Below are 17,295 nucleotides of genomic sequence, written 5' to 3'. Positions count from 1 at the left end.
CTTCAATGTCAAGACGGATCGTCATTTCGCTGTTCCTTGTCCTGATCACCCTGATCCCGGTCGCCGGGCTGGCCTGGTCCGCGCTCGGCCACCAGCTGGTTGGCGAGCTGGCGCAGCGGCGGCTGAACCCGGCTGCCGCTGCCGAAGTCGCGGTGTTGCTCAAGGGCGAGCCGGATCCGAGCCTGGCCGGCGTCGCTACCTGGGCCGACGCCCTGCGCAGCACCGATCCCGAGTTGTTCCGGGCGACCTCGCGCTGGCATTACATCAACGCCAGCGGCGGCGGCTGCGGCTTCGACCTCGCCCGCGACTGCCCCGACGGCAACTGCGCGGTCGCTGCGCTGGAGCGGGAAACGGCAATCCTCGGCGACCGCAGCCAGCCGCTGGAGGCGCGGCGCGACGCGCTCAAGTGGGTCGTGCATCTGGTCGGCGACCTGCACCAGCCGCTGCACGCCAACAGCCGCACCGATGCCGGCGGCAACCGCTTCCAGATCAGCCTGCGCACCTCGATCCAGCCGGAGGACTACGCGCGCAGGCAATATGTGGATGGCGTCCAGGGCACCAACCTGCATTCGGTGTGGGATTTCTACATTCTCGCCAACCGCAAGCTGGACCTTGCGGCGTACGCCAATGCGCTGGCAGGCGAGCCGCAGGCGCCGTTCGAACGGCTGGCGCAGACCGCCACCACGCCGCTGCAGTGGGCCGAGGAATCCTGTCGCCTGACCGAGCAGCCCGGCCTGTATCCGCCCGACAACAAGCACAAGATGACCAGCCACTACCTGGAACAGATGCGTCCCCTGGCCGAACAGCGGGTGGAGATCGCCGCGATCCGGCTGGCCGACCTGCTCAATCGGACCTTGGGCAAGTAGGCATCGACAAGTCGGCTCATTCGGTCTCGACAACCGCGTGGCCGTCGACTTGACGAAAGGTAAATCGGTAGCTCTCGGTGAACGGCAAGGCTTCCAGTCTGGTGCCGGTGACCCGCTGCAAGGGAATGAACCTCCAACCACGCACCGCCACCAACACGGCCTCGGCAAACGGCGGTTCACCCCCCTGATCGGCCGCGATGCGGGCATCGACCACCCCACCCGTCGCATCCACGATCAACCGCACCGCCACCTGCACCGGCGGCAGACGCTGCGTCAGCAGTCCCGCCGGGTAAACCGGGCTGGCATTCCCGGGATTCGCCACCGGGCTCAGGTAATCGCTGCCCGGCACAGGCTGATAACGCGCAGCCGCATCGGCTTCCAGAATATCTGCACTGACACTGCCGTTTGCAGCATAGCCAACGGTCGGTGTCGCCAACGGTGGTGGATGCGAGGCGCACCCGGTGGCGGTAATCGCCACCGGGAGCATCACGCAGGCAAGCACGTTCTTGCGAATGGAGCGCAAGGCCTCAGCCTCCGTTCGCTGCTGGCCGTGGTGGCACCGGCGGAGCGGCGTCAGGATCATGCGCTGCGAACTGGATCGGCACCCGCACCCGGCTCGCCACCGGCTTGCCGGCACGCATTTCCGGATGGAATGTCCAGCCGCGCACTGCCGAGAGCGCCGAAGCATCGAGACGGCTGTCACCGCTGGACCGATCCACCACGGCGTTCGTCACCCGACCATCCGCACCCACGTCCACCACCATCACGACCATGCCCTCAATGCCTTCCTGCTGGGCATCGACAGGGTAAGCGGGGGGCGCGAGTGGCCGGATCGCGGTTGCCGGTGAGGCACCTGCCGAACCATCACGCGGCGGCGGCGGCGGGGGAGGTGGCGGCGGTGCAACCAGCGCACTTGGCGCAGGCGGCGGTGCGGGCGGCACCGGCGGCGCAGCGCCATCCGGTGCGGGCGGCGGCGGCACGGTCGGCGGCAGCGGCCGCGCGGGTGGAGGCGTTGGCGGTGACGACAGCGGCCGCGCGGCGGCTTGCGCCGCCTTGATGTCGCGCGCCTCGACTGCGATGGCCACCTCCACGCTGCCAAACCCGCCACCATTTGCGGTTTCCACGCGGGCACTGGTGACCCTGCCATCACGCATCAACAGCCGCGGCCCCGGCTCGGGACCCGAGGCGCGCAGCAACTCGGTCTGGACCTCGTAGGCCATCCCGACATGCATCACCGGGGTGACGGTCACGGCCAGCGGTGGCAGCTCGGGGTGGCCGGCGTCGGTCAAGACGAAACGCGTGCCGAAGTTCTGGCTGATGACGATGCGTCCGGATTCCTCGCCATCGGCCATGTATTTCACACGGGCATCGAAATCGGCAGCCGGACGTTCGGGCGCCGTTCCCAACGGCGCAAGCTCCGGCGGCTGCGCGGCCCACGCCGCATAGGCGCCCGCAGACAACGCGAGTCCGATCACCACGGCACCGAGGCGCGTGCGGCGACGCGTGGAAGGGGCTTGGCTGAGCATTTCGATTCTCTCCTTGAGTGGATGCCCCTGGCCCCAATGGCAGCCCAGTGGCGGGGTTTGGTTCGCCAGCTGGGTCAGCAGCATGGCTGCTCCATAGGTTCGGCGTGCTGCCGGGACACGCGCCAGCACGCAGGCGTCGCAGGCCATTTCCATGTCCTGCTGAAACCGGCGCGCAGCCCAGTGCAGCAGCGGGTTGAACCAGAACAGGCTGCGCAGCACCAGCGCCAGCGCGTTGGCCTGCAGATCGCGGCGGGCGATGTGGGCGTGCTCGTGGGCCAGCATCAAGGCGCGCTGGCTGGCGTCGTAGCGGGTCTGGAAATCGGCAGGCAGCACCACCTGCGGCCGCCATAGCCCCAGGCTCGCGGGCAAGCCGGCGATCGCCGCGTGTGCGCGCAGCGCGTCGCCCTGCGGCAGCAGCGGTTCCAAGCCGCGCCGGAACGCGATCTGCCTGTGCCACTGGCGCAGCGCGAACAGCAATCCGCCGGCCAGCCACAGCGCCAGCAGCCACGGCCGCCATGCCAGCGTCTGCGCCATCGGCAGCCCCGCATCGACCAACGCAGTCGGGAGGATCATCGCCTGCAGCATCGGCGCCGCCGCCGCATCCGTCGCCGGCGGCTTCGGCACCAGCGTGGCCAGCATCGCCAGCGGCACCATGGCCCACAAGAGGTAGGCCAGCTGCGGACCGAACGCCCGCCGCAGCCGCCGCCGCAGCGCCAGCACCAGCAGCACCGCCGCGCTGCTGGCCAAGGTCGCTTCGATCAACCACGCCCACAGTTCATGACTGTCCATCGTCGATCTCCTCGATCAATTTGCGCAGTTCGGCAATGTCCTTGCGGCTGAGCTTGCGATGCTTCGAAAAATGCGCGACCAGTGGCGCGACGCGACCATCGAACAGGCGATCGAGCAAGCCACGGCTCTCTTCCTGCACCCAGTCCTCGCGTTCGAGCAAGGGCGAGTACAGGTAGCGTCGGCCGTCCTTGGCAGCGCTGATCGCGCCTTTGTTCAGCAGGCGATTGAGCAGGGTCTTGATGGTTGCTTCCTGCCAATCCTGCCGGCTGGCGAGCGCGCCGACCACCTCATCCGCGCCCAGCGGATGACGCTGCCAGAGCACGTCCATCACCACCGATTCGGCTTCGCTGATCTGCATCGTTTACACCCGTAATTTTTTTCCAGATTACAGATGTAATTTGTCTTGTCAAGCATGCTGGGGCGTTCCGGTCCGGATCCTGCTTCCGGAATGACTGACCGCCGCTGGACCAGCGATCTGCCGGCGTCGGACGCCCGGCGTGGCCCGCAGGCCTTCGGAGCAAATGTCCCCCGGCATTCGCTGGCGGCGAATGCCTCCTCCTTTATTTTGCTCCGAAGGCCTGCGAGCCACACCGGGCTCTGGCTTTCAGTTGATCCCCGCTCTACCTGAGTACTTCCAAAGGCCGAGCCGGATGCCCTTGGTCGCGAAATAAAGGGGGAGACATCGGCCACAAGCCGATGTCGGAGGACATTCGCGACCAGGGGCATCCGCCTCGGCCTGCGACAAGACAGCCCACACCGCTCAATGCATGTGCATAGGTGCATTGCCATCCATGCCGCGCACCTCGAAACGCACCTTGCGCGGGCCCGCACGTTCGAACACCAGCGTCGCTTCGAAGGTTTCACCGGCGACCAGCGGGCGCACCGGGCCGATCAACATCAGGTGATTGCCACCCGGCGCGAACTCCAGCCGCCCGCGCGCGGGGATGACGGCACCGCCTTCGATCGGCCGCATCCGCATCACCCCGTTCTCATTCGCGGTGCGGTGCATCTCGATGCGCCGGGCAATGCCACTGTCGATGCGCAACAGGCGATCGGGCGTGTCGCCATCGTTGATCACCACGAGATAAGCCGCCGCCACCGGCGCCACCGGCGGGGTGGCGCGCGCCCAGGCCGATTCGACGCGGATGCCGCCTTCGGCCGCAATGGCGGCAAAGGCGGAAAGCAGCAGGGCCAGACCCCAGATCAACGTGTGTTTCATGCGAATTTTCATGCGTGTTCTCCCGCAGGCCGCGGCCGCTTCGTGCCGCGCCCCGCATTGTGCCGCGTGTCAGGGGGTGAGGATCAGCTTCAGCCAGAGACTGCGGCCCGGTTCGAGGATCCGCACCGGCAGCGCGGGGTAGCCGAAATCGGCGCTGCCGGCCAGATTGAGGTGCTCCGCATAGGCGCGATCGAACAGATTGTCGATCCCGACCGTCAGCTGCAGGCGATCGTTGAAACGGTAGCCGCCGTTGATCGCCAGCGTGGCAAAGCCCGGACTCGGGCCCAGGTCCTGGCCAACCACGTTGCCCTGCTCCGGCGCCGCGCGGCGCTGCGCCGCAACCAGACGCAGCAGCGCACCCGCGCTCCACCGATCCTTTTCCCAAGCCGCGCTCAAGCGCACTTCCAGCGGCGTCATCTGCGGCAACGCAGTGCCCGCATCCCGATTGGAGCCCCAAGCCCAAGCCAAATTGCCACCCACGGTCCAATCGTTGCCCGGTCGGAACTCACCGCCGGCCTCCAGCCCGTGGATCCGCGCATCGACATTCGTCGCCTTGCTCTTGGGCCCCATCATGCCGCCGGGCATGTAGCGGAACAGGATGAAATCGTCGATCCGCCCAAGGTATCCGGACGCCCACGCGCTGCCGCGCGCACCGCGCCATTGCAGGCCCGCGTCTATCTGCGTGGTCTTCTCCGGGCGCACGCCGGCAAACGCATTGGCGGCCCCGACCGGCCCGAGGTCGGGGGAAAAAAGTTCCCAATAATCCGGCATGCGTCGGGTGTGACCCAGCCCCGCGTACCAACCCCAACCGCTGGCCGCGATTCCACGCTCGTAGCGGACGAAGCCGGCCGGCAGCGTGTGCGCGCGCGTTTGTCCAAAGGTCGGATTTGGCTTGGCGGGTTTGCCGACCATCGCCCGCCGATCCGTGGCCTCGGCCCAATCCACGCGCAGGCCGGCAAGCAGGCGATGTCCCTCGCCCAGCGTCCAGGTGGCTTCGCCAAACACCCCCAGATCGCTGAAGCGCGCATCTTGCGTCCACGGCTGAGCACGGTAGGCACCGCGCCCCATGGCGCTGCGCCGGCGGTGGACGCTGTGCAGGGTATCCAACCCTGCCGTGAGCTCGAATTTCTCCCAAGCCCAGTCCACCGCTACTCGTCCGCCCTGCGTGGTGCGTGCAACGTTCGACGCCATCGGCATCGGCATGCTGCCCAGCGGATTGGGGCTACGCAGGCTGTAGTTGTCCATCAGGTGATCGGCAACATTGCGGTAGGCGCTGGCCTGCACCTGCCGCAACCGGCCCGTGAACGCCTTCTCGAAACGCAGCCCTAGGCTGTCGCGTCGGAACTGCGCACCGTCCATGCTGCGCGCCGCGTAGCGCGCCTGCGCGTCGCCCGCACCCAACGCCACTTCCAGCACGGTCTCGGCATCGGGCGTCCAGCCCAGCGCCAGATCGGCGTTCCACTTGTTCCACGCCGACGGCACGCGCAGGCCGTTGCCGTCACGATAATCGCCGGATTCCGAACGGTTGGCACCCAGCCGCACGTAGCCTTTCGGCGCGCCGGCCACCAGTTCCAGCACTTGATCGTTGCGGCCGAAGCTGCCACCCAGCAGGCTGCCCTGCGCGCGCAACCCCATGCTGTCGAAACGCGGCACCTCGCGGGTGAAGCGCACCGTGCCGGCCGAGCCAACCGGCCCCCAGCGCACGGTTTGCGGGCCTTTCACCACCACCAGCGTGTCAAAGGTTTCCGGCGCGATGTAGGACATCGCATTGTCCATCCGCGACGGGCAGGCACCAGGCATGCTGGCGTCGCTGGTCAACAGGCTCAGGCGCGAGCCAAACATCCCGCGCAGCACCGGATCACCGTTGGTGCCGCCGTTGCGCAACGCGGAGAACCCGGGGATGGTTTTCAGGTAATCCGCGCCGTCGCTGGCCGGAACCGGTTGGCGCGGCAGCTTTGGATCGGTTTCGAAGGTGAGCGGCTGAACCGGTGTGCCGATCACGACCACGCTTTCGAGGCGGGTGACGGGCTTGTCTCCATCAGTCTCTTCAATGGCAAGGGCAAGATTCGGCAGCAACGCGGCGGCCAGCGCGCAGGCAAGCGCGCGACGCGACGGCACACCCGTCGCACAGGCAAATACGGACATGAGATTCTCCAAAGCACGATGGGCGGGGCAAGGCCCCGCGGGCAGGTGCGTGGTTCAGAGCAGGATCGGTGGTCCGCGTGCTCCCAATCCCGACAAACACGGCTGCGCGGCCTGCGCAGGCGTGGCCCAGGACGGCAGGCGAATGCGCCGCAATGGCGGCAGAACCAGCGCCAGCACCAGCAGCACCGGCAGCAGCGAGGTCAGCAACGGGCAATAGGCGCAGACATCGCCATCGTGCATGCCGCCCATCGGCATCGGACTCGGCTCCGGATGCGACATGGATGCTGCGTCAGGTGCAGGCGCATGGCCGCGGTGTCCCGAAAGCATCGTCATGCCGGCACCGGTGCACATCGCCATCGCGACTTCCGCCGGAGCCACATGGCGGCTGTCCAGCCAGCGGCTGAGGGTCGGCATCACCGCCAGCAGCAGAACCGCCACCAGCGCCAGGCGGGTCATCCAGTGCAGAAAGCGCGGTGCGCGCATGGCCGTCATGAGCGCAAGGGTATCGCTCCGCTACAGGCCGTGAATGACTTCGATCAATTTTTCCAGCGTGATGCCGAAATGCGCGAACAGCGCTTCCGCCGGCGCGCTGGCGCCGAAGCTGTCGATCCCGATCACTGCACCATCCAGCCCGACGTACTTGCCCCAGAATCCCGTGACGCCGGCCTCGACCGCCACCCGATTGCGGCAGGCCTTCGGCAGCACGGCTTCACGATAGCTGGCGTCCTGGCGCTCGAACACCTCCACGCAAGGCATCGACACCACCCGAACGCCATCGCCCAACTGCGCCGCCGCCTGCATTGCCAATCCGACTTCGCTGCCGGTCGCAATCAGGATGACTTCGGGCGCGCCGACACTGTCCTTCAGCACATAGCCGCCGCGCGCAATCGCTGCCACTTGCGCGTCGCTGCGCGGCTGGTGCGGCAGGTTCTGGCGGCTGAACACGAGGCAGGACGGGCCGTCCTTGCGTTCGATCGCGGCCTTCCACGCCAGCGCCGATTCCACCGCATCGCAGGGACGCCAGAGGTCGTTGTTCGGGATATAGCGCAACGACGCCATGTGCTCGACCGGCTGGTGGGTCGGGCCGTCTTCGCCAAGGCCGATCGAATCGTGGGTATAGACGTGGATGGCGTGCGCGCCCATCAGCGCGCTCATGCGCACCGCGTTGCGAGCGTAGTCGGAGAACACCAGGAAGGTGGCATCGAACGGCAGGAAGCCGCCGTGCAGCGCCAGCCCGTTGCTCATCGCAGTCATGCCGAATTCGCGCACGCCGGAGTGGATGTAGTTGGCGCCCGGATCATCCGACGTCACCGGCTTGCTGGCCTTCCACAAGGTCAGGTTGGAATGCGCAAGATCAGCCGAGGCGCCGATCAATTCCGGCAACAGCGGCGCGAACGCTTCGATGGTGTTCTGCGAGGCCTTGCGGCTGGCGATGTTCGGGCCGTCCTGCTGCAACTTGGCGATGAAGGCATCGGCCGCGGCGGCAAAACCGGCCGGCAAGTCACCGGACATGCGTCGCACGAACTCGGCGGCCAGTTCAGGGAACGCGACCGCATAGGCGGCAAAGCGCTCGTCCCAGTCGGTCTCCAGCGCAGCGCGGTCGCGCGCGCGCCAGCCGTCATAGATCGTGCGCGGAATCTCGAATTCGGCGTAGGGCCAATGCAGCGCGGCGCGGGTAGCCGCAACCTCGTCCTTGCCCAGCGGCGCGCCGTGGCTGGATTCCTTGCCGGCCTTGGCCGGCGAGCCGAAGCCAATGGTGGTGCGGCAGCAGATCAGGGTCGGCCGGTCCGCGCAGGCCAGCGCCGATTCGGTCGCCGCCTTGATCGCGTCGGCGTCGTGCCCGTCGACGCCGCGGATCACGTTCCAGCCGTAGGCCTCGAAGCGCTTGGGGGTGTCATCGGTGAACCAGCCTGCGGTGTCGCCGTCGATGCTGATGTGGTTGTCGTCCCAGAATGCGATCAACTTGTGCAGGCCGAGGGTGCCCGCCAGCGAGGCGGCCTCGTGGCTGATGCCTTCCATCAGGCAGCCGTCGCCAAGGAACACCCAGGTGCGGTGGTCGACGATGGCGTGACCGTCGCGATTGAAGCGCTGCGCCAGCAGCTTTTCCGCCAGCGCGAAACCGACCGCATTGGCCAACCCCTGCCCCAGCGGGCCGGTGGTCGTTTCAACGCCCGGACAGACATGATTTTCCGGATGGCCGGCGGTCTTGCTGCCGAGCTGGCGGAAGGACTTGAGATCCTCGATCGAGACCGCGTAGCCGCTCAGGTGCAGCAGCGCATATTGCAACATCGAGCCGTGGCCGTTGGACAGCACGAAGCGGTCGCGGTCGACCCAGTGCGGATTCCCCGGATGGCACTTCAGGTAATCGTTCCACAGCACCTCGGCAATGTCGGCCATGCCCATCGGCATGCCCGGATGCCCGGAGTTGGCGGCCTGCACCGCGTCGATGGCAAGGAAACGGATGGCGTTGGCAAGGTCACGGCGGGTCGGCGCGGGCATGGCGAGAGGCGAAACGAGGGAGAACGCGCATTGTCCCACGCCATGCCGGCCGAGGGGGCCAGCAAGCCAACATTCAGGCAGCCGCCCACGCTCCAGCGGGAAAAATCCGGTCAACCAGCAAGGCAAACGCCGACTGTGCCGCAAACCGGCAGCTGGCAGTCTGTGTGCATGCAGACCATCATCCACCCTGCCTCGCGGCCTTCCATTCACAATACAACCAAAACGGTTGTAGTATGGTTCCATCCGAATGGAGCCGCCCCCATGCCCACAACCCTCACCTTGAAGAACATCCCCGATGCGGTCTACGAGCAGCTCAAGGCCACTGCCGCGCTGAACCGGCGCAGCCTGAACAGCGAGGCCATCGTCTGCCTGGAAACGGTGCTGACTCCCGGCAAGCTCGCCCCCAGAGAGCGGCTGGCGCGGGCGCGGGCGCTGCGAGCCGGCGTGCAGGCGGGCGGATTCGGCGCAGACGCCATCGATACCATGAAGCGCCAAGGCCGCGCATGATCGTGGTGGATTCCAACGTGCTGGCCTACCTGTACCTGCCGGGGGAGTTCACCACCGCTGCAGAACGGCTGCTGGAAAGCGATCCGGATTGGCACGCGCCGATCCTGTGGCGCAGCGAATTCCGCGACATCCTGGCCGGCTTCCTGCCCCGCGGGACGCTGACATTCGAACACGCCCTTGCCATCCAACGCGAGGCGGAATCCCTTCTCGATGGCGCCGAGCACGAGCTGGATTCACGTCGCGTGCTGGAACTGGTTCGGGGCAGCGGCTGTTCGGCTTATGACTGTGAATTCATCGCGCTGGCGGAAATGCTGGGGACGCGCCTCATCACGATGGACGGCAAGTTGCTGAAGGCGTTTCCGGACACCGCCAAGCCGCTGGCGGCGGCTTGACGACTATCGCCAGCTTCGGCGATCTCCCTGCCGTTTTCTGGATCGCTCTCAAGCCGCTGCCGGCACCGCCTCATCGCCATCAGGCGCCTCGCCCCTGGAGACCACCGCCGCCAGCATCAAATCGCCGGTGACGTTCAAGGTGGTGCGGCACATGTCGAGGAAGCGGTCCACGCCGAGGATCAAACCGATGCCCTCCGGCGGCACCCCGACCATGCCGCAGATCAGCGCGATCACCGGCAGCGAACCAGCCGGCACGCCGGCGGTGCCGATACCGCCGAGGATGCACACGAACATCACCGTCAACTGCTGCTGCAAGTCGAGGCTGACGCCAAAGAACTGCGCCAGAAACAGCACCGTCACGCCCTCGAACAGCGCGGTGCCGTTCTGGTTGGCGGTGGCGCCCACGGTCAGCACGAAGCGCGAGATCCGGCGTGGCAATTTCAGCTGCTCTTCGGCCACCTGCAGCGACACCGGCAGGGTGGCGTTGCTGGAGGCGGTGGAAAACGCCATCACCATGGCTTCCTGCACGCCGCGGAAGAACTTGCGCGGCGACCAGCCGCCGAGGAAACGCAGCATCAGCGAATACACCACGACCAGGTGGATCGTCAGCGCCAGCACCACCACCCCGACGTAGGCCCCCAGCGAGCGCAGCAGGTCCCAGCCGAACAATGCGGCGAGGTTGAACATGAAGCAGAACACCGCGTAAGGCGCCAGCGAGATGACCAGCTCGATCAACTTCATCGAGACTTCGAACAGGCCCTGGATGCCGCGCAGCAGCGCCGCGGTGGCCTCGGTGCGCACCAGCACCAGCCCGATGCCGAGCATCAGCGCGAAGAACATCACTGCCAGAATGGTGTTGTTGGCCGCCGCCGCCACCACGTTGTCGGGCACGATGCCCAGCAGCAGGTCCAGCCCCTTGGGCTGGGTGCCGGCACCGCTGACGATCGCCTGCGCGCGCTCGGCGCTTTGCGCCAGCATCGAGCGCGCCACCTCGGGGTCGACGCCGCCACCGGGATGCAGCCAGTTGACCAGCGCCAAACCAAGCACCACCGCGATCCCGGAGGCGAGGATGGTGTAGCCCAGAGTCTTCCAGCCGATCCGCCCGAGCGAGCGCACGTCGCCCATTTCCGCCACGCCGATGATCAGCGCCGAGAACAGCAGCGGGATCACCAGCATGAAGATCAGCCGCAGGAACAGTGTGCCGATCGGCTGGGTGACGTACTCGGTCAGGTTCTCCACCCAGGCCGCGTCCGCACCCGACACGTAGTGCGCAAGCAACCCGAGGCCGAGGCCGGCGAGGAAGCCGATCAGCATCTTCCAGTGCAGCGCCAGCTTGCCGCGTTTGCCTTCAGCCATCGAACTGCCTCGCTCCGGTCAAGGTGGCGAGCTTAACAAACGCACGGGATCACATTGGGTACAGCGGTGGCAACAATTCGGCGGCCTTGGGCGCCGAATCCTTCCAGCGCGCGCCGCCGGCAAACGCCGCCCGCAGCGCCTTGCGCGCCTCGATGGCACTGCCGCCGCCCCATTGCGCAGACTGCAACAGCACGACCGCATCGCGCTGCGCCTGCTCATCCAGCCGCGCAACGACTGCTTCCAGATCGTCCGCCGCCAGCCCGGCCTGCCGGGTCAGGGCGAGGGAAATTTTCGCGAAATCGCCGTTGGCCAAGGCTCTGGACAGCGACGTCGGCGCCGGTGGCTCCGATGCATCCCTATCCACAACCGCGTGGTGCGCGGCGCGGCGACGCCAGAGCAAGCCACCCAACACCGCCAGCAGCAGGGCTCCAGCCACGCCCGCCGCCACCGTCCGCGGGTTCGGCGGCCAGAAGCGATCCGAAGAGGGCGGCGTTTCGTCAGCCGTCGCCAGCACGGGGGAGGCCGTCGCGTTCGGGCCACTCGCTGCGGGCGCCATCGCCACGTTGCCGGGCGCCACCTCCAGCAGCAGCGGCGGCAACTGCGTCGTCCGCGCCTTGCCGACGGTCGCATCCCACCAGACCACGCTTGGCCCGGGAACCGTGAGCCGTCCGCCCCGGTTTGGGACCAGCGAAAACACCCGGCGTACGCTCGCCTGCAGCTTGCCGTCGACGATCCGGGTGTCGGTTTGCGCCGGATCCGCGAAGATCTGCGCGCCCGCCACATTCCCCAATTCCAGCGCCGGCAGCTGGACGTCGGTGGCGCCATCGGCCGTCATCCCGATTTCGACCTGCACCGCCTCACCCGCACGCACCTGTACCGGCTTGCGCAGATAGCGCAGGCTCAGGCCACGCAGCGGCAGCCAGGGTTGGATAGCCGTTGCCGGGATCGGGCGCACTTCGAGCCGCCGCGCAGGTGCGGCCACCGACACGTCCTGCCGACCGCCGCCCCCGAACAGGGAGCTGAACATGTCGCTGTCGCGCAGGCCGCTGAAGCGCGCGCCCGGGATGACCAGGGTGCCGCTGCGCTCGGGGATCAGCAGGTAGTGGCGTTCGACGACGCGATAGCGGCGGCCATCGAGCTCGCGCGTGTAGCGCCGATCCTCGCCGATCTGCTGGAGCGTGGCGTTGTCGGGCGGATCCTGGGTCAGTTCGCCCGATTGCAGGGGCACGGCGTAATTCAATCGAACCGTCACCCCCACCGATTGCTGTACGTAGGGACGGGCATCATCCACCTCGGTTTCGACGAACAGATCCGAACCCGCGTTCGCCGACAGCGCGGCCGGCGGGCGAACCACCAGCCGCAGCGGTTCGGTGGTCGCCGTGCCCACCCGCAGCGGCGGGATGGTGAGGACGCCGGGTGCTCGCGGTCGCAGGCCCACGGCAAGCAAGGTCCGGGAACGGCTGCGCCCGTTGTTCCATTCCAGGCTGCGGCGCAGGGTCTGGCCGGCCACGTCGAACTGCTTTTGCAGCGGCGCGTAATCGACGGCATCGACCGACTGGTCGGTTTCGATGTTGAGCGCTACGGTTTCCCCGAAGGCAATTTCGCTGCGATCCAGCCAGGCCCGCGTTTGCGCCTGAGCCTGCACCGGCAGTGCCAGCCAAGCCAGCAGCAGCCACAGGCCGGCCTGCCATGCCCGCCTCATTGCGCCTCTCCGCTGCGCCGCTGCGCCTCGCGCAGGAAGCGCGCGCGCAGCAGCGCGCCCGGATCGTCCGGCACCCGCTGCAACCAGGCCTGATTGCCCAACCGTCGCTCGCGCTGCTCGGGCGTTTCTCGGGCGGCAGTCGCATCCGCCGGGCGCTGGCCTGACGCGCCTTGACGCCCACGCAAGGCTTCCTGCATGCGCTGACGCTGCGCTGCATCGGCGCGATGCTGCGCCTGCGCGTCTTCCGGTTTGAGCTGCCCTTGTTCGCCGGCATCCGGGGCCCCGCGACGCTGTTGCTGTTGCTGTTGCTGTTGCTGTTGCTGTTGCTGTTGCTGTTGCTGTTGCTGTTGCTGTTGCTGTTGCTGTTGCTGTTGCTGTTGCTGTTGCTGTTGCTGTTGCTGTTGCTGTTGCTGTTGCTGTTGCTGTTGCTGTTGCTGTTGCTGTTGCTGTTGCTGTTGCTGTTGCTGTTGCTGTTGCTGTTGCTGTTGCTGTTGCTGTTGTTGCTGTTGCTGTTGCTGTTGCTGTTGTTGTTGTTGCTGCTGTTGTTTCTGCTGCTTTGCCTGTTGGACAAGCGCACGATTGTGGATGGCATCCGCCATGCCCGGCTGCTGTTGCAGCGCACGGTCATAGGCGGCGATCGCCTCGTCATAGCGTCCCTGCCGGGCCAGCGCATTGCCGAGGTTGTATCGGGCTTGCGCGCCAGGAAGCCCGGAGAATCGGGAAACCGCGGTGGGATAATCCCCGCGCCGGTACGCGGCGATGCCCTCCTGCATTTGCCTCCAATCTTCCTGATCGGCACGCCGCCAGAGGGTACCGTGATTGGTTTGCGCTGCAGCAGGTGCCGGCGCCGCTTGCGCCTGTGCCTGCGGCAACGGCAGCCACAGCGCGCACAGCAGCACCGCCGCAACCGCACCACCGCGCCGGAACAGGGGCAACACAAGCAGCAGCACCAACGGCAGCAGCCAATAGCCGTCATCCTGCCAGTTGGACAGGGTTTGCCCGTGCGCCGCCACGCGGCCCACTTCGCGAGGATCCAGCACGCCCAGCGCCCGCAGGTCGGACCCATCGGCAGTGATCTGCGCATAGCCTCCGCCGCCGGCAGCGGCAAGACGCTCCAGCGAGGCCGGGTCCAGCCGGGCCGTCTCCAGCCTGCCCTCGTCGCGCCATACGCCGCCGCGGGTGGAGCCAAGCCCCAGCACCTCGATCCGGTCGCCCTGCGCGCTGGCGCGCTGCGCCTGCGCAATGGCCGCCGCATCGGCACGATCGGTCAGCAGCAGGATCACGCCGTGCGCCTCGCCGGCCTGGCGCAACAGTGCCTGTGAACGGGCGATGGCGCGATCGACGCGATGGCCATCCGCCGGCATCACGTCCGGCGCCAGCGCGTCCAGAAACAGCGCCACATTGCCGGCATCATCGGTCAGCGGCACCACGGTAAAGGCATCGTCGGCGAACGCGACCAGCGCGACCTGTCCGCCTGCACGCAGCCGCAGCAGTTCCGCCAATTTCGCCCGCGCCTGCGCCAGCCGGCTCGGCGGCAGGTCGTTGGCCAGCGTCGCGCGCGACAGATCCAGCGCGACCACCAGCGGCGCCTGCGCTTGCAGCAGCGGCTGCGGCAGCTTCCGCACACTCGGCCCCGCCAGTGCCAGCGTTGCCAGCATCCAGGAAAACAGCAGAGCCCAGCGCCACCCAGCCGAGCGCGCCGCCGTGCGCGCATCCGCATCCAGCAGATGCGGCAGCAGGTGCGGGTCCACCACGGCGTCCCAGACGCTGCGCCGCTGCCGCCGGGCGCGCGCTGCCAGCGCCATCCAGAGCGGCACCAGCAGCAGCGCCAGCAGCCACCACGGGCGCAGGAAATGCAGTTGGTCGAGGCTGGCAGCAAACTGGTTCACGGGCCTCGCCCCCGCAGCGCCAGCGCCAGCAGGCCCAGCCCCAGCGCGAAGCCCAGCGGCCAGGGATAAAGTTCGATCTTCGGGCGCTGCGGCAGGCCCGCACGCTTGATCGGCTCGAGTCGATTGATTTCCGAGTAGATGCCGGCCAGCTCATCGGTGGCGCGGGCACGATAGAAGCGGCCGCCGGTGAGATCGGCGATCTTGCGCAGCCCGCTTTCGTCGACCTCCTCGCCACCGCCCAGCGCGAAACGGAACCCGAACAGACTGACGGCACTGCCGCTGCCACCGAAGGCGATCGTGTAGATGCGCACGCCGGCATCGCTGGCGATGCGCGCCGCGCGCTGCGGATCCAGGACCCCGGTATTGCTGACGCCGTCGGTCAGCAGGATCAGGACCCGCTGCCCGACCGGCTGTGCCTGCAGCCGCTTGGTCGCAAGGCCAATCGCATCACCCAGCGCGGTGGCGCGCCCGGCCAGGCCCAGCCAGGTGTCGTCGAGCTGCTGGCGCACGCTGTCGCGATCCAGAGTCAGCGGGGTCAGCGCGTAGGCGCGATCACCGAACACGATCAACCCGATCCGGTCGCCTTCGCGGCGGTCCAGAAAATCCGCCAGCACCGCCTTGGCCGCCGTCAAACGATCGACGCTGCGCCCACCCAGTTCCATGTCCTCCTCGCTCATGCTGGCGGACAGGTCCAGGCCCAGCATCAGGTCGCGCCCGACCTGCGGTGGCGCCACCGGCGGCCCGAGCCGCTGCGGCCTCGCGGCGGCCACGCACAGCAGCAGCCAGGCACACAGCAGCAGCCACGGGAATCGCCGCATCGCGCTGCGTCCACGGGCGCCAACCGCCACCTCCGGCAGCCGCTGCGACCACGGTGCCCGCAGCGCCGGATCGCGGCTCGCCCCAGCCGGCAGCAGCCACCACGCCAGCAAAGGCAGGAGCGCCGCCGCCAGCAGCCAGGGCCAGGCAAAACCATCGAATGCCAGTGCTTGTGGCAGCAGGTTCATGCCCGGCGCATCCAGTCCAGATAGCGCGTCCGCGCCCACTCACACAGCGCCTGCGCCGCCGCCGGATCGACGTCGGGCCGGAATGCGCCGTCCGCGAGCAATGTGCCGGGGCCACGGGTGAACGCAGGCTCGGACATGCCGGCATCGAGAAAGCGCAGCCAGTCTTCGCCCTGCAAGCGGTCGGCGCGTGGATCGATGCGGCGGGCAGCACGTCTCAGCAGTTCGGAAACAGCGGCAACGCGCGCACTCGGCGTGTTCGCGGCCGCGACTGCGGCATCGAAAATCCGCGCCAATGCTGCACGCCGTCGCGCCCGCCGCCAGCGCCACCCCGCCAGCAACGCCATGACCACGAGCACGCCGCCTGCCAGCATCCACCAGCCCGGCGCCGGCGGCCACCACGAGGGCGCCGCGCCGGTGACGACATCGCGCAGCGGCAGCGGGGCGTTCACGCCGTGCACCGCGAGGGTGGGCAATGCAACACGTCGCGCACGGCCTCTGCCGGGAGATCGCAAGACAACGGCGCCGCCGCCAACCCGAACCGCGCCAGCCCGGCCAGCGCCGCCTCCAGCGGTCCGTCGAACGCCTGTTTCCAGCGCTGGCGCACCCCGGCCTGGTCCAGCCCGAGCTCCAGCCGTCCGCCTGCCAGCGCAAACGGCAGCCGCGCCACCGGCGGGCGGCGCTCCAGCGGATCGGTGAGCAGCAGCACGTGAACATCGTTGTGCCGGGCCAAGCCGGGCCACAAGGTCTCGGGAACCGCGGCCACGCTGGCGGCATCGGCCAGCACCAGCAGCCGCGAACCCGGGCGCAGCAGCCGCCGGGCATGGTCCAGCGCCAACGCCAGCCCCGCATCCTCCGCCGGCGGCGCCTGGTACCAGCGCACCAACGCATCCAGCACCCGCAGCGCCCCGCGCGGCCCGGAGGCGGGCGGCACCGGGGCTTCGTGCAGACTGCCGCGCAGCGCGGCGACGCGGTCGCCATCGCGCACCGCTTGCCAGGCCGCCAGTGCCGCCGCCCGCGCCGCCTGCACCGACTTGAATCGCACCCGGGTGCCGAAATACAGCGCCGCCGCGGTGTCGGCAACGAGCAGCGTCAGCCGCTCGCGCTCGGCCTGGAACAGTTTGGTATGCGGGCGTCCGGTGCGCGCTGTCACGCGCCAATCGATCAGCCGGGCATCATCGCCCGGAACGTAGCGTCTGGATTCGGCGTACTCCATCCCGCGCCCCAGCAGCAGCGACGGAGCCAGCGCCTGCACCCCGTGACTGCCGCGCCGGGCGCCGCCACGGCTGCGGCTCAAAGTGCGCAGGCCGATCAGATCCGACAGCACCGGGACCGTGCCTGCACCCGGATTCCGCTTGTCCAGCCCTTCGATTCCACCCGCGGCGCGCTTCATTCCGGCTGTCA

Annotated in this window: 16 protein-coding genes; 3 read left to right on the top strand and 13 right to left on the bottom strand. The window is 68.1% G+C overall.

The window, feature by feature from the left end:
- Window positions 1–5: 5 nt before the first annotated feature.
- Window positions 6–866: a S1/P1 nuclease gene (locus M9902_RS06445; RefSeq protein WP_297221626.1), complete on the top strand. Its 861-nt coding sequence runs from the start codon at window positions 6–8 to the stop codon at window positions 864–866.
- 16 nt (window positions 867–882) lie between these two features.
- On the opposite strand, the gene M9902_RS06440 is transcribed toward M9902_RS06445, so the two are convergent.
- From M9902_RS06440 to tkt, 7 genes are all read right to left on the bottom strand, one after another.
- A complete protein-coding gene (locus tag M9902_RS06440; protein WP_297221624.1) occupies window positions 883–1,449 on the bottom strand; it encodes a TonB family protein in 567 nt (188 codons plus the stop codon).
- On the bottom strand, window positions 1,394–3,181 hold the full coding sequence (locus M9902_RS06435; protein WP_297221622.1) for a TonB family protein: 1,788 nt from the start codon (window positions 3,179–3,181) through the stop codon (window positions 1,394–1,396). Before M9902_RS06435 ends, M9902_RS06440 begins: the two co-directional genes overlap by 56 nt.
- Window positions 3,168–3,539, bottom strand: coding sequence for a BlaI/MecI/CopY family transcriptional regulator (locus M9902_RS06430; RefSeq protein WP_297171755.1), 372 nt, complete (start codon window positions 3,537–3,539; stop codon window positions 3,168–3,170). The genes M9902_RS06435 and M9902_RS06430 overlap by 14 nt, the downstream gene beginning before the upstream one ends.
- A gap of 402 nt (window positions 3,540–3,941) precedes the next feature.
- Window positions 3,942–4,400, bottom strand: coding sequence for a copper chaperone PCu(A)C (locus tag M9902_RS06425; protein WP_297171754.1), 459 nt, complete (start codon window positions 4,398–4,400; stop codon window positions 3,942–3,944).
- Window positions 4,401–4,469: 69 nt separating this feature from the next.
- Window positions 4,470–6,545 carry a TonB-dependent copper receptor gene (locus M9902_RS06420; RefSeq protein ID WP_297221620.1) on the bottom strand — a complete coding sequence of 692 codons (2,076 nt, stop codon included), beginning with the start codon at window positions 6,543–6,545 and terminating at the stop codon, window positions 4,470–4,472.
- A gap of 54 nt (window positions 6,546–6,599) precedes the next feature.
- Window positions 6,600–7,037 (bottom strand): DUF2946 family protein, encoded by a 438-nt coding sequence (locus M9902_RS06415; RefSeq protein WP_297221618.1) that lies wholly within the window; start codon window positions 7,035–7,037, stop codon window positions 6,600–6,602.
- Window positions 7,038–7,058: 21 nt separating this feature from the next.
- Window positions 7,059–9,044 carry a transketolase gene (gene tkt, locus M9902_RS06410; protein WP_297221617.1) on the bottom strand — a complete coding sequence of 662 codons (1,986 nt, stop codon included), beginning with the start codon at window positions 9,042–9,044 and terminating at the stop codon, window positions 7,059–7,061.
- Window positions 9,045–9,305: 261 nt separating this feature from the next.
- Here tkt and M9902_RS06405 point away from each other — a divergent pair, with 261 nt between their 5' ends.
- Both M9902_RS06405 and M9902_RS06400 read left to right on the top strand, forming a co-directional pair.
- Entirely contained in the window at window positions 9,306–9,551 is a 246-nt protein-coding gene (locus tag M9902_RS06405; protein ID WP_297221615.1) for an Arc family DNA-binding protein, read from the top strand.
- A 5-nt stretch (window positions 9,552–9,556) separates the two neighbouring features.
- On the top strand, window positions 9,557–9,943 hold the full coding sequence (locus M9902_RS06400; protein WP_297221613.1) for a type II toxin-antitoxin system VapC family toxin: 387 nt from the start codon (window positions 9,557–9,559) through the stop codon (window positions 9,941–9,943).
- Between the two features lie 48 nt (window positions 9,944–9,991).
- Here the strand turns inward: M9902_RS06400 and M9902_RS06395 are convergent, their stop codons facing one another.
- Genes M9902_RS06395 through M9902_RS06370 form a run of 6 tightly spaced genes read right to left on the bottom strand, consistent with a single transcriptional unit; the run spans window position 9,992 to window position 17,284 of the window.
- Window positions 9,992–11,299 carry a dicarboxylate/amino acid:cation symporter gene (locus M9902_RS06395; RefSeq protein WP_297221611.1) on the bottom strand — a complete coding sequence of 436 codons (1,308 nt, stop codon included), beginning with the start codon at window positions 11,297–11,299 and terminating at the stop codon, window positions 9,992–9,994.
- A gap of 49 nt (window positions 11,300–11,348) precedes the next feature.
- Window positions 11,349–13,001 carry a BatD family protein gene (locus tag M9902_RS06390; RefSeq protein ID WP_297221609.1) on the bottom strand — a complete coding sequence of 551 codons (1,653 nt, stop codon included), beginning with the start codon at window positions 12,999–13,001 and terminating at the stop codon, window positions 11,349–11,351.
- Window positions 12,998–14,890, bottom strand: coding sequence for a VWA domain-containing protein (locus tag M9902_RS06385; protein WP_297221608.1), 1,893 nt, complete (start codon window positions 14,888–14,890; stop codon window positions 12,998–13,000). Before M9902_RS06385 ends, M9902_RS06390 begins: the two co-directional genes overlap by 4 nt.
- On the bottom strand, window positions 14,887–15,894 hold the full coding sequence (locus tag M9902_RS06380; protein WP_297221607.1) for a VWA domain-containing protein: 1,008 nt from the start codon (window positions 15,892–15,894) through the stop codon (window positions 14,887–14,889). The genes M9902_RS06385 and M9902_RS06380 overlap by 4 nt, the downstream gene beginning before the upstream one ends.
- Complete coding sequence (locus tag M9902_RS06375; RefSeq protein ID WP_297221606.1) at window positions 15,891–16,343, bottom strand: DUF4381 domain-containing protein; 453 nt, start codon at window positions 16,341–16,343, stop codon at window positions 15,891–15,893. The genes M9902_RS06380 and M9902_RS06375 overlap by 4 nt, the downstream gene beginning before the upstream one ends.
- Window positions 16,340–17,284, bottom strand: coding sequence for a DUF58 domain-containing protein (locus M9902_RS06370; protein ID WP_297221605.1), 945 nt, complete (start codon window positions 17,282–17,284; stop codon window positions 16,340–16,342). The genes M9902_RS06375 and M9902_RS06370 overlap by 4 nt, the downstream gene beginning before the upstream one ends.
- Window positions 17,285–17,295 lie beyond the last annotated feature (11 nt).

This window comes from Thermomonas sp. (assembly GCF_023953935.1).
Lineage (GTDB): Bacteria > Pseudomonadota > Gammaproteobacteria > Xanthomonadales > Xanthomonadaceae > Thermomonas.
The sequence above is the reverse complement of the archived record's forward strand: the minus strand, read 5'-3'. Positions and strand labels throughout refer to the sequence as shown.

What these genes read in the sequence shown, in the direction of transcription:
- M9902_RS06445 (WP_297221626.1), top strand. Translation starts at nt 6, where the DNA reads ATGTCAAGACGGATCGTCATTTCGCTGTTCCTTGTCCTGATCACCCTG.
- M9902_RS06440 (WP_297221624.1), bottom strand. Translation starts at nt 1,449, where the DNA reads ATGATCCTGACGCCGCTCCGCCGGTGCCACCACGGCCAGCAGCGAACG.
- M9902_RS06435 (WP_297221622.1), bottom strand. Translation starts at nt 3,181, where the DNA reads ATGGACAGTCATGAACTGTGGGCGTGGTTGATCGAAGCGACCTTGGCC.
- M9902_RS06430 (WP_297171755.1), bottom strand. Translation starts at nt 3,539, where the DNA reads ATGCAGATCAGCGAAGCCGAATCGGTGGTGATGGACGTGCTCTGGCAG.
- M9902_RS06425 (WP_297171754.1), bottom strand. Translation starts at nt 4,400, where the DNA reads ATGAAACACACGTTGATCTGGGGTCTGGCCCTGCTGCTTTCCGCCTTT.
- M9902_RS06420 (WP_297221620.1), bottom strand. Translation starts at nt 6,545, where the DNA reads ATGTCCGTATTTGCCTGTGCGACGGGTGTGCCGTCGCGTCGCGCGCTT.
- M9902_RS06415 (WP_297221618.1), bottom strand. Translation starts at nt 7,037, where the DNA reads ATGACGGCCATGCGCGCACCGCGCTTTCTGCACTGGATGACCCGCCTG.
- tkt (WP_297221617.1), bottom strand. Translation starts at nt 9,044, where the DNA reads ATGCCCGCGCCGACCCGCCGTGACCTTGCCAACGCCATCCGTTTCCTT.
- M9902_RS06405 (WP_297221615.1), top strand. Translation starts at nt 9,306, where the DNA reads ATGCCCACAACCCTCACCTTGAAGAACATCCCCGATGCGGTCTACGAG.
- M9902_RS06395 (WP_297221611.1), bottom strand. Translation starts at nt 11,299, where the DNA reads ATGGCTGAAGGCAAACGCGGCAAGCTGGCGCTGCACTGGAAGATGCTG.
- M9902_RS06390 (WP_297221609.1), bottom strand. Translation starts at nt 13,001, where the DNA reads ATGAGGCGGGCATGGCAGGCCGGCCTGTGGCTGCTGCTGGCTTGGCTG.
- M9902_RS06380 (WP_297221607.1), bottom strand. Translation starts at nt 15,894, where the DNA reads ATGAACCTGCTGCCACAAGCACTGGCATTCGATGGTTTTGCCTGGCCC.
- M9902_RS06370 (WP_297221605.1), bottom strand. Translation starts at nt 17,284, where the DNA reads ATGAAGCGCGCCGCGGGTGGAATCGAAGGGCTGGACAAGCGGAATCCG.